This is a genomic window from Candidatus Peregrinibacteria bacterium (assembly GCA_016220175.1).
Classification (GTDB): domain Bacteria; phylum Patescibacteriota; class Gracilibacteria; order CAIRYL01; family CAIRYL01; genus JACRHZ01.
In genome coordinates this window covers 24020-35782 of sequence record JACRHZ010000063.1, presented here as the reverse complement: position 1 = coordinate 35782, position 11763 = coordinate 24020, and the positions used below count along the sequence as shown (strand labels likewise).

Sequence of the window (11763 nt, the reverse complement as noted above, 5' to 3'; positions counted from 1 at the left end):
GTATTCATAGGAAACCAGCAAAAAATATGCCAATTATCCCTGAATTTCCCTGAAATCGAAAAATGTTAAAAATCTCAAAACCACAGTCTAAAACAATCACTTTAAGCTATTAACCTTTTCTTAACCGCCCACTACTGATTTAAAATTTAAAATTTCTTTATGCTTCCCGCTCCGCAATTAAGCACCGATCTTTCTGAAGAATATATTTCTTTCTTAGAAATTTTTAGTAAATCCTGTCGGCGAAGTATTATTAGCATGCTCAAAAATTCACAAAGTGGTCATCCCGGAGGATCTCTTTCCTCAATCGATTATCTCTCACTTCTCTATACTGCCATCATTGCGCAAACAGGAGAAAAAGTGGTTGTTTCCAATGGACATATTTCTCCTGCGGTATACGCCGTACTTGCCGAAATGGGATGGATTCCTCAGAAAGAAGTTATTCAGCGATTCCGAAAAGTGGGAAGTCCGTACGAAGGACATATTTCGAGACACGTTCCGGGAGTTTGGTATGGAACCGGTCCGTTAGGAATTGGAGTTTCTGTCGCTGCCGGATTTGCATTCTCAGAAAAACTTCAGGGGAAAAAAGAGAAAGTCTACGCACTTATGGGAGATGGAGAAGTACAGGAAGGCCAGGTTCACGAAATGATATATTTTGCGAGCAAATATAAACTCGATAATTTGATTCTCTTCGTCGATTTCAACAGAGTTCAACTTTCAGGAAGCCTTGAGGAAATCATGCCCATCGATATTCCTTCTCTCTTTTCCGCCGGAGGATGGCAGGTTCTTGAGGTCGATGGTCACAATTTTGAGGACATGTGGAAAGCAATTTTAGAGGCACATAAAGTTTCAGAAAAACCAGTGGTGATTGTGGGATATACTGTTATGGGAAAAGGCGTTGAGCTTATGGAACACGAAGGAACAGCTTTGAGGTCCACATGGCACGGAAAGGCTCCCAAACCGGAAGAGGCAGATAAAATTCTTGAATCCCTCCGTATTTCAGAACAAGAAGAAACGCTTCTAAAGAATTTCAGAAGTGGAGTGCCAATAAAATCACCACAGCCACTTTTTATTGATGACCTTGCTCCTGTCCAATTTAATGTCGGTTCCCCAATAGCGTACTCCGAAAAAACTCTTACGGACTGTCGCTCCGCATACGGTGCAGCACTTCTTGACCTCGCAAAGCTGAACGAGAGTATTCTCGCGCTCACCGCTGATCTCAGAGGGTCTGTAAAAACAGATATGCTCGCGGAAGTATTTCCCGAAAGACATATTGAAGTTGGCATCGCGGAACAAAATATGATTTCCATCGCGGGTGGGCTTTCTCTTGTGGGATTTGTTCCCTTTGCCTCAACATTCGGAGCATTTATGTCGAGCAGGGCAAAGGATCAGGCGCGTGTAAATGATATTAATCGTACAAATGTAAAAATGGTAGCCACTCATTGCGGACTTTCGGTGGGAGAAGATGGACCGACTCATCAAGCCATTGACGACATGGGATCTTTTCTCGGAATGTTCCATACTCACGTAATTGAGCCAGCAGATCCGAATCATTGTGATCGAATTATCAGGTATATTGCTTCGCATTATGGAAATTTTTATGTCCGAATGGGACGTCAGAAAGTTCCTGTTCTTACGAAAGAAAATGGAGAAGTTTTCTATGATGCGAAATACGAATACATCTATGGAAAGTGCGATCTTTTGAGGCTGGGGATGAATATCACCATTGCTGCAAGTGGTCCCATGGTAGCTGAAGTACTTCATGCGCGTGACCAACTCCAACAGGGAGGAGTTTCTGTGGAACTTATCGTGATGAGTTCTCCAAAGGAATTCGATGATACCATCGCAGAATCGGTGAAAAAGACAAAGAATCTCCTCGTAATTGAAGATCATAATTGCCTTTCCGGATTTGGAGGTCAGGTCGCGAGATATCTTTTTCAGAAAAATGTTCATCCCAAAAAGTTTGCAACCATGGGAGTATCTGAATACCAGCTTTCTGGAACATCTGAAAAACTCTACGAATCCGCAAAGATTTCTGCAGAATTTATTGTGGGGAAATGTATGGATATGCTTGGGTAAGAGAAGATACGAATTCCCGGATATTTTTTTGAATGCCATGGTCCATCTCGAAATTCACTCAGGCAGCGTCTCTCGGGGAAAATCTTCGGTAAATTTTGAATGTTTTGAGGAGCTTCTTCTTCGAACTCAATATCTCTTCCCAGAAAGATTTCCTGAGAAAGACACCTCTCTTTCTCTTATTTTTGTGAATAATAAAAAAATCCAAGAACTGAACAAAAAATATCGAAAAAAGAATGTTGCGACTGATGTTCTCTCTTTTCTTCTCTATGATGCCACTTCTCCAGAGCAAATTCGCCCTCTCGGAGATCTCTATATATCGCTTCAAAAAGCCAAAATCCAAGCTGAACACAAAAAATACTCTCTCCAAGGGGAGCTGAATACTTTATTTACTCATGGACTTCTTCACCTTTTGGGGTTTGATCATAAAAATACACAAGATTTCTTCAAAATGAATGCTGCTGAAAAACAAGTTTTAAAATCGGGAAAAACGTTATTAGGATGCGCATAATACATGAACAAATTTTTCAAACGAGTGCTATTTAAGTGCTCAGAAAAACAAAAAAAGATTTGCTCCCTTTCATTTTTTTTGACACAATCTCCACTTGAAAAAGTGAGGAGTTCTGAAAACCGTTCACGGTTTCTCCCTCCTTCCTATTGAACACTTTTTTTATTCTTTCCTTATATTCCATGGCTCGAGAAAATGTAATTGTCGCTCTTGATATCGGCAATTCAAAAATTCGGATTGTTATCGGAGTCGTCACCCCAGAAAAAAAAGAGCCACATATCATTGGACTCGGACTTTCCCCATCTCAGGGACTCAGAAAAGGCGCGGTAATCGACGTGGAAGAACTCATCAATAATATCGCAGCCGCTTTGGAAGATGCTGAACGCATGAGCGGAATTCCTATTCATCATGTCTATGTTGGGATTGGAGGAGCTCATATCCAAGCGGTAACATCAAAAGGTGTTATTGCCATTGGGGGAAAAGAGATTGGGGAAGAAGAAATCAATCGAGTTCTCGAAGCAGCGCAAGCGCTCTCTCTCCCTCCAAACCGAAGAATTTTGAGAATTATTCCCAAATCGTTCTCCGTTGATGAACAAAAAGGAATAAAAACTCCAGCGGGAATGAGCGGAATTCGTCTCGAGGTTGAGGCACATATCATTACGGGACAATCACAGGTTGTGCAAAATATTGAAAAATGTGTCCATCAGGCAGGAGTAGATATCGACGATATTGTTCCGACTTCACTCGCCGCAGCAGAAGCAGTTCTCTCTCGCAGACAGAAAGAGCTCGGCGTAGTTGCCATCGATATTGGTTGCGACTCCACTTCTATAGTGGTGTATGAAGAAGGAAGTGTTCTTCACTCTTCAGTTATTCCTATTGGTGGATCAGCGGTTACGAACGATGTTGCCATTGGAATGCGAACTTCTATTGATACTGCCGAGAAAATTAAAATCGAATATGGAAGCACTGAACCTGGTGATGTGAGTGATCGTGAAACTATTGATCTCAGTTTGATTTCCAAAATCGACAATCAGAAGGTTTCTAAAAAACATCTCTCTGAAATTATTCAGGCAAGATACCACGAAATTTTCGTAATGATTAAAGATGAACTGAGAACGATTAACAGGGATGGAATGCTCCCTGCAGGAGCGATATTAACTGGAGCTGCTATGAAAATGCCGGGAGTCCTCAATCTCGCTAGAGAGGTTCTTGGACTTCCTGTTCAGATCGGATTCCCTCAAGAAGTTTCTGGTGTGGTCGATAAAATTGATGATCCTTCATTTGTGACAGCAGTTGGACTTCTTCTCTGGGGAACGAGGTACGAATCGAGCGGGGGATATTCCGTGGGCATCAATTTTTCTCGAATGTTTGATGGAGTAAAAAAATTCTTTCGAAAACTCCTTCCATAAATTTGTTATTATTGTTTTTTTCTCTTTATCATTTTTCTCTTCTCACCATGTCCGATAACAGACTGAAATCACTTTTTGGAGCCAATCCAATTACGACTCAAGTAAAAGCACATAAAAGCTCCTCTTCTTCGGAGGTTCTTCCCGCGATGTCTCCATCTGCGGTTATTAAGGTGGTAGGAATTGGCGGAGGCGGAGGGAATGCGATTAATAGGATGGTAAAGACACACATTGATGGTGTGGAATTCATTACGCTCAACACAGATGCGCAGGCACTTTATTACAACGAAGCTCCGCGAAAAATTAACATTGGAAAAGGATCCACCAAAGGTCTTGGCGCTGGGTCAGATCCAATGGTGGGAGAAAAGTCAGCGGAAGAATCGAGTGAGGAGATTCGAACAGCTCTTGAAGGAGCAGATATGGTGTTTATTACCTGCGGACTCGGAGGAGGAACGGGAACAGGCGGAGCTCCGGTGGTCGCAGAAATTGCGAGAGAACTCGGAGCGCTTACTGTTGCAGTAGTTACAAAACCGTTTTCTTTCGAAGGAGCGAAAAGGAGAAATCAGGCAATGGAAGGACTGGAAAGCCTGAAGGGAAAAGTAGATAGCATTATTCTTATTCCAAATGACCGACTCCTTGCTCTTATTGATAAAAAAATGCCCCTCACTGAATCGTTCAGTGTTGTGGATGATGTTCTTCATCAAGGTGTTCAGGGAATATCTGATCTCATCACGGTTCATGGACTTATCAACGTTGACTTTGCCGATGTAAAATCGATAATGAAAAATTCGGGGCCAGCACTTATGGGAATCGGCTATGCGACTGGAGAAAATCGAGCTGAGCAGGCGGCAAAAGCTGCAATAAATTCACCACTCCTAGAAGTTTCGATCGAGGGCGCAAAAGGAATTCTTCTCAATATCACGGGAGGAGCCGATCTTTCTATGTTTGAAGTTGATGAAGCAGCGCGCGTAATAACTGCTGCTGCTGATCCGGATGCAACGATTATTTTTGGAGCAGTGGTGGACGATTCTCATACCGGAGAAATAAAGGTAACCGTAATTGCAACCGGATTTGATGAAGAGAAACAGAAAGCGAAGCATGAAAATGCAGGAACAGCATGGAGTGGATCTGTTCAGAGACTTGGAGGAAGCACTTCTGGAATTGTTGGGAAAGTCGGACCAAAGTCGGAAGATGATCTCGAAGTTCCTGCTTTTTTGAGGAAGACGCTGAAGAGATAAAAATCCTTTAAAAAATAATTCTTCTTATGAAAAGCCTAGAATTCAAAAATAGTATATCTCCTCCAGTCGAGGAGCCTTCATCTATTCCAGAAGTAGCGAAGCTGGCTATTGCTGATGATCTTATCGCTTCGCAATGGGCTGATGCTTTTGTGAGCATGGAAGGAAGCCCATTTCCCAATAATACGGGTTTTTGGCGTTATGAGTTAGTCCAGTGGGCTTTACGATATCAACTTTGTAACGATACGGATGGTTTTATAACATTGACGCCATATGGAAAAGCAGTGAAGACTGCATTGATGGATCGAGGACATCGACCTTCTTGGTGGGGGTGAAAATTATTTTCTCCCATTTATTAAAGATTTTTGGTCTTTGAAGTTTTCGTTTTCTCGATCTAAAAGAACCTCGCAATTCCACTCGTGAGATTTGTTGCATATCCAGTAAAAACAGTAATTGAAACAAAAAATACGACAACTGCGAGAAGAACGATGAATGTCGGGGTTGATCCCATTCCCAAATACCTCTCCACGATTCCCCACGGTCCGCTAAATCGATAAATATGATGCCGATATTTGATCATGAGGAAGGAAATGATTATCCCCAGAATCCCGATAGCGATATGCATATACGCCTAAAAAAGAGCTCCTTATTTTTTCTGTAAAATATTATCTGCATAATAGTACTCGTACTCGACTTGGTTCGCTCCTTCCTGTCCCTGCAAACTCAAAAATGGTCCATTCCGTTTCCCGAGTTTTGTGGGACATATATCACATTTTCCATCTACGAGGAATGCTTCTTCGAGAGTTTTTCCTTCAAGATTATATTTGAGAAGATGAAAGTCATAAGTGCCCTGCCCATCCTGTGCTCCGAGAAAAAATGCCATCTTCCCGTCCGAAGAATAACATCCACCGGTAAGGTTCTCGACAGAAATAGTTTCACGTCCAAATGGAATTGCCGCATTATGAAGGGCAGCTTCAAAATCTACGTACCATGATTCTCCTTTAAAAAGTTGAGGCTGTCCGCATTTTGGAAATGGATATTCTGATGGCTTTGTATTTTCCAAATAATATTTTACAAATTTTTGAAATTTTTCTGTTTCGGTTTCACGAGAAGTAAGCGCTTCAATTCGTCTCGAAACACCTTTTTTGTCCTCAAGACATTTTTCAAGTTCTTTGGTATTAATATCGAGTGCTTCTGAAATACGCTCCTTCTCTGTCAAACATTGGAGAATGCCTGTTGCCCCGTCTTCATTCGCCTTCAGAGAAGTTGTTTTGTCTCCTTCAGCCTTATTTTCTGTTTCAGGAGAAGTTCCAGATGGAGCTTCTGAAATGAGAGTTGTATCACCTTTTTTCTCTTCTGACGGGAGATCAATACCGCCGCATGCTGAAAGAAGGAGAAGGGGGAAAAGGAGTACTCCGTACGAGAATGGCTTATTCATCTGATTTTGGAAAAAATCTTGCGCTAGAGTAGCACAGGTCCATGGAGAAAGAAAATATTAACTCTTCGGTATTGGTAGGAGAATATTAAGAATTTGGGGAAGTAATTTTTAATTTTATAATTTTAAAATCTCTAAATAAATCTTAATTTCTAATTTTTAATCTTAAAATTCTATATCTGAATTCATGTTTGTTGTTTAAACATTATAATTTAGAAATTATTTAGAAATTTAAAATTTCAAAATTAAAAATCTTTCCGTCTATATCATTGTTGTAACGTATTTCCGCATTTTTCACTTGATGAGCTCCGCCAACTTTCCATCCACCCACTTTGTAATTCTCAGTTTATTTTCCGCCTCTTTCCATCCTCTCGCTCCTTTTTGAAAATGTTCTGCTTTTTGCGCTCTGTCCGATTCGCTCATTCGAGAAAAAACTTTCATGACTTCTTCTTCAATTTCTTTTTCATCAATTTTCACTCCATCACGTTCTAAGAATTCCTGAATTCCCATACGAGCCTTCACTTGTTTCTCCGCTTGGGAATGAAGCTCTTTTCGAATTTCGTCCTCAGATTTTTTAAGATGCATGAGATGTGCTTCCCACGTCATTCCGCGCTGGAGAACTTGGAATTTCACGTTATCAAGAAGGTAATCAACTTCTTCATGGATGAGAATTTCTGGAAGATCAACGTTCGTAACATCTACCACTGCCTCGAGGAGCGCTTCTTCGTGTTTTTTCTGTTCTTCCGTTTTTTTGCGTTCTTTCAGGCTTTCTTCAATTTCCTTTCGAAATTCTTCCACTGGCTTTTCCTGTCCCGTAATGTTTTTGACAAAAGCTTCACTCATTTCCGGAAGAATTTTTTCCTGGACGTGATGAATATGAACTTCAAATTTCACCTTTTTTCCCGCGAATTTTTCCGAATGATATTTTTTGGGAAATGTGATCTCAAACGTTTTTGAATCGCCTTTTTTGAGACCAAGAATTTCATCTTCAAATCCGGGAATCATCGTTCCTGAGCCGATTTCAATCGGATGCTGTTTGCTTTCCGTTCCATCAAGTTTGACGCCATCTATGTCAAATCCGGCAAAATCAGTAATGACGATATCTCCTTTTTTTGCCGCACGATCAACTTCTTTTCGTTCTGCAATTTGTTCCTGAAAATATTTCACCATCTCATCAATCTCCTTCTCTGTCACTTCGATTTTCTCTTTTTCCACTTTTAATTTCGTGATGGGTTTGATTGTAATTTCCGGGTAAACAGCAACTATTGCTTCAAATACAAATGGCTTTTCTGAAGTAATTTTTACATCCGGACGAGCAATGGGTTGAACTTTTTCTTCTCGAATAGCGTCCATATATGCTTGTGGAACGGCAAGATCAATCGTTTCTGCAATAATCGGTCCTTCTCCAAATTTTTCGAGAAGGATATTTTCGGGAACGTGTCCAGCACGAAATCCATCTATTTTTACTTCATGAGAAAGCTTACGAGTGGCTTGATCTCGATATTTTTTCCATTCTGCTTCTTCGAGCTCAATCGTGAGGAGAACTTGAGATTTCGGAAGTTTTTTGGCCTTCGTTTTCATGATTTGGGGAAAAAGCCAAAAAATTCTCTCAGAAACGCCATGATATTGCAATTTTTCATGTTTTTTGGTAGAATGGTCAGATGATTTTGAGTTTTTTGAGATAAATACAAATATTAAATGCGAGAACAATATCATTTCCACTTTTTTCGGCTTCAAGAACATGTTTTTTGCCATGAAAACAGACGTGTGTTTTTTGCAGCACCAAGTCCAAATGAAAATCAAAAAGAGTATCTTGAAAAGAACGATAAGGAAGAAAAAGAATCAATTGCTCAATTCGATAAGGGAACTCAACTTCACGCTATTGGCATAAGAGCTCTCAAAACAGTTAAAGAAGAATCAGAAAAGGCTTTAGGAAGGGGGATTGGCTCTCATTTTTTGGAGGGACATCTTCCTGCAACACTTCCTGGACGAATTGTGAAAGGTGTTACAGAGGACGTAGCGATTACATTAAGGAAAAAAAGACATCAGATTGAAGGGTTAACGCGGCTTGTTCGTGAAAATATTGCAAGGAGGGCATTTGAGAAAACTGCAGATTCATGGGAAATTCATGAAACAGCACTTTCTGTTCTTGAAGAACAAAGAGCAAAAATATTGAAAATTCTAGAAAACAGGTATGACGTTACCAGGAAGGAACGGAGCTCAAGTACAAGTGCTACAAACGATGGAAGAAAAAAAGAGTATTCATGGGATTATAAGCCGAAAGATCCGAAGGACCCTCCACAGAGAGGAAAGCCTCTTAAACAGGAGGATATTAATAAAATGGGAGAAGCAGAAAAACTGAACATGTTGGGACAAAGACCATGGTATGCACTTGTTGCTCATGGAAAAGCAGTATGGGACAAAAAGGACATTATTGGTTTAAATGCAGATAAAAAAAGGAAAAGCACAGGACCATATCTCTATAAACGTCAAGCACAGGCGCTTGAAGGCGCAATCCATATTTTAAAAAATCGTGTAAGAAGGGAGAAAAGTATATTTGAAAACAGAGCATCAACCGGAAAATACAATGTTGCGTTTAGTTTGTTGACAGATAATTATAAATTGCCACCAGAAACAGCTCAGAAATACCTCAAGCACGTTATAGACCACAAATCCCTTTCTAATGAATTTAAAACATACCTAACAGGTAAGCCAGATCTTCCTCAGCCAGAAGAAGTGGAAGAAATTCTTAAAAATACTCTTGTGGGCAGTTTTGGCGTTCGATGGCTTAGAGAGAAGCTAGGAATCGAAAGAGGAAAGGTTGGATTTCGAGCAAAAGAAGTGGAAACAAATATGAATGCGAAAAACAAAGGAAATGATTATACAAAACGTTCGACAGAGATTGCAGCCCATCTACAAAGTGAGCTTGATGCCTCTCTAAAAACAACACCTGGTTCTTTGCAAGTTGGAAAAGAATTTTTCTTTGAATTTGGTGAGAATCTTCGTACTAAATTCAAGAGTGACACTGGAGCGAACATCTCTGATTTTCAAAGAATGGAAGTAACCTTCCTAGATCAAAAAAATAATCAAATTGTATTTAAAACTTTGGGGATTCCGGAAAAGAAGGTGACAATCAACACTAGAGATGGAATTTTTGAATATGATGGCAAAACATTCCCTCTTAGCATTCTCAAAGGAAATCCAGAACCTGTAGGGATGGGGAAAAAAGGAGAAGAAGCATTACAAAATAAAGAAGCCGCAAGGAGGTTTAGAGATAAGTTTTTTGATAAAATTACAACTTCAGCAATATCGACTAAAAGAATAAATGTCGATTTTACAATAAATTCAAGTACAGGCAAGAAAGATAAGAAGAAATTTTTAGAAGCAATAGGAAGTTCGGAAACTGATACAAGCTTTTCTCTGGAACTTCAATCTTTCAATAAAGACAACGCTATTTTTTCCATAAACGTATCTGGTCAAAAAAAATCTATTAAGCTCGATTTTAAGAATGGAAGTTTAGTTTGTAAAGGAAATAAGTTGGATGTCAGACATATTGAAAAATTGACTATTTCATAACACGTTTATGCCAGAAGAACTTGATATTCTCATGCAGGCGGTCAAAAATTCTCCTCTTCTCACAGAGGAACAGCGTTCATTGCTTGTTTCTGAGATTGAAAAAGGAGAACCATATTCTCCAGAATTTGTGAATGCGATCGGAGAATTTATCGGGCTCGTAGCAATATATGAAAATCTGAATGAAGCTGCCCTTATTGATGAATGTGAAGAAATTGATAGGAAAATTGATGAAGCATCTGGACTGAATCTTTCTCCTGAAGAAGTTCAGAAGAGAGTAAAGGAAATTATTTCCCTTGTGAATAATTTTATTGCGGAAGTGAAAAAGATCGAAAAAGAGGCTGAGGTTGAGGTCGAAAACATTATTCACACCAAAGCCGAAGGCTCCGCCATTGACTCCATCCGCGAATCTTTGAAACAGCCGAAAAAAGATGAAAATTCATAAACCGTAGAGACAAGGCATGCCTTGTCTCTACAAACAAAAAAATATTATCTCCCAGAAAGTATCCTCCTGAGATTTTTCAGAATTCGTATTCCCCTATCCCACATCAGACGATGGATAATTTCAAATGCCGGAGAATACTCTATTCGAATTCCTCCAAATTTTTCTTTAAATTCTGAAACGCCCGCAAGGCGATGGTTCTTTCGATGATTATGCGTGAGAGAGACGCCCAATTTGGTCGTCTCTACGGTATTTGGTGCAATTCCGAGAAAATCGAAAAATGTGCATCCGCGTTTTTTCGCTTCCTGTATTGCTCTCCATTGGAGAAGATATGGAGCCATAACATTCCGATATTCATTTGCTGATGCGCCGTAATAATACGTCATCACATCATCTGAAATGAGAAAAATTCCCCCAGCGATAATTTTCTCTTCGTATCTCGCGAGAAACAAATCTCCATTTTCACCAAAACTCGTGAGCATATTTTCATAGACTTTTTGCGGATGTCCTGAAAATTCATCACGCACTAGAGTTTCGGAAAGAATTTTATAAAAACTCGCGACGTCTTCACTTCGAAAAACTTCCACGCCTTTCTTCTTTGCAATCCCAATATTATATCTTCCCTTTTGCTTCATATCTGCCAAAATTTCTTCTTCCGATTTTCGGAGATCGATAATGAGCGTGTGTTCAGGGAAGATTTCGGGAACCTCAGTATTAATTTTGAATTCTGAATTCTGAATTATGAATTGTTTCTGCTGACTGCTGACTGCTGACTGCTGACTGCTTGTTCCTGGAAATATTCTCGTAAACACCGCTCCTTTTTCCCGAGCTTTTGTCTCAAGCTCATTCCAAAGCTCCTCCCATTCCCCATTCCCCATTCCCCATTCCCCACATGCCCGTGGAATCTCAAAAAACACTTTTTGGAAAGCAGTTTTTCGTACAATCACCAAAACATTATGAACACGAAAAGTTTCATTCCCGCACTGCTGCTGAAATTTCTCCCACTCATCACTTTGCCAGAGCTGATTCTTAAATAGTTTAGAATTCAAAATTCAAAATTCAAAATTTCTTCCCCATTTTGACAGAATTTC

General features: G+C 39.9%; 11 protein-coding genes. 7 read left to right on the top strand and 4 right to left on the bottom strand.

Features of this window, described 5'->3' with window-relative positions; genetic code table 11:
- Positions 1-159 precede the first annotated feature (159 nt).
- From HZA38_05355 to HZA38_05335, 5 genes are all read left to right on the top strand, one after another.
- Positions 160-2076 (top strand): transketolase, encoded by a 1917-nt coding sequence (locus HZA38_05355; GenBank protein MBI5414909.1) that lies wholly within the window; start codon positions 160-162, stop codon positions 2074-2076.
- 37 nt (positions 2077-2113) lie between these two features.
- Positions 2114-2584 carry an rRNA maturation RNase YbeY gene (gene ybeY / locus HZA38_05350; protein ID MBI5414908.1) on the top strand — a complete coding sequence of 157 codons (471 nt, stop codon included), beginning with the start codon at positions 2114-2116 and terminating at the stop codon, positions 2582-2584.
- A 179-nt stretch (positions 2585-2763) separates the two neighbouring features.
- Positions 2764-3990 (top strand): cell division protein FtsA, encoded by a 1227-nt coding sequence (gene ftsA / locus HZA38_05345; protein MBI5414907.1) that lies wholly within the window; start codon positions 2764-2766, stop codon positions 3988-3990.
- Positions 3991-4136: 146 nt separating this feature from the next.
- Positions 4137-5225 (top strand): cell division protein FtsZ, encoded by a 1089-nt coding sequence (ftsZ, locus tag HZA38_05340; GenBank protein MBI5414906.1) that lies wholly within the window; start codon positions 4137-4139, stop codon positions 5223-5225.
- Between the two features lie 26 nt (positions 5226-5251).
- On the top strand, positions 5252-5557 hold the full coding sequence (locus tag HZA38_05335; GenBank protein MBI5414905.1) for a hypothetical protein: 306 nt from the start codon (positions 5252-5254) through the stop codon (positions 5555-5557).
- 59 nt (positions 5558-5616) lie between these two features.
- Here HZA38_05335 and HZA38_05330 read toward each other — a convergent pair whose 3' ends face one another.
- From HZA38_05330 to tig, 3 genes are all read right to left on the bottom strand, one after another.
- Complete coding sequence (locus tag HZA38_05330; GenBank protein ID MBI5414904.1) at positions 5617-5847, bottom strand: hypothetical protein; 231 nt, start codon at positions 5845-5847, stop codon at positions 5617-5619.
- A gap of 21 nt (positions 5848-5868) precedes the next feature.
- A complete protein-coding gene (locus tag HZA38_05325) occupies positions 5869-6660 on the bottom strand; it encodes a hypothetical protein (GenBank protein ID MBI5414903.1) in 792 nt (263 codons plus the stop codon).
- Between the two features lie 291 nt (positions 6661-6951).
- Positions 6952-8238: a trigger factor gene (tig, locus tag HZA38_05320; GenBank protein ID MBI5414902.1), complete on the bottom strand. Its 1287-nt coding sequence runs from the start codon at positions 8236-8238 to the stop codon at positions 6952-6954.
- A 414-nt stretch (positions 8239-8652) separates the two neighbouring features.
- Between tig and HZA38_05315 the strand changes: the two genes are divergently transcribed.
- Both HZA38_05315 and HZA38_05310 read left to right on the top strand, forming a co-directional pair.
- A complete protein-coding gene (locus HZA38_05315) occupies positions 8653-10233 on the top strand; it encodes a hypothetical protein (GenBank protein ID MBI5414901.1) in 1581 nt (526 codons plus the stop codon).
- Positions 10234-10240: 7 nt separating this feature from the next.
- Positions 10241-10675: a hypothetical protein gene (locus HZA38_05310; protein MBI5414900.1), complete on the top strand. Its 435-nt coding sequence runs from the start codon at positions 10241-10243 to the stop codon at positions 10673-10675.
- 44 nt (positions 10676-10719) lie between these two features.
- Here HZA38_05310 and HZA38_05305 read toward each other — a convergent pair whose 3' ends face one another.
- Positions 10720-11721 carry a peptidoglycan bridge formation glycyltransferase FemA/FemB family protein gene (locus tag HZA38_05305; GenBank protein ID MBI5414899.1) on the bottom strand — a complete coding sequence of 334 codons (1002 nt, stop codon included), beginning with the start codon at positions 11719-11721 and terminating at the stop codon, positions 10720-10722.
- Positions 11722-11763 lie beyond the last annotated feature (42 nt).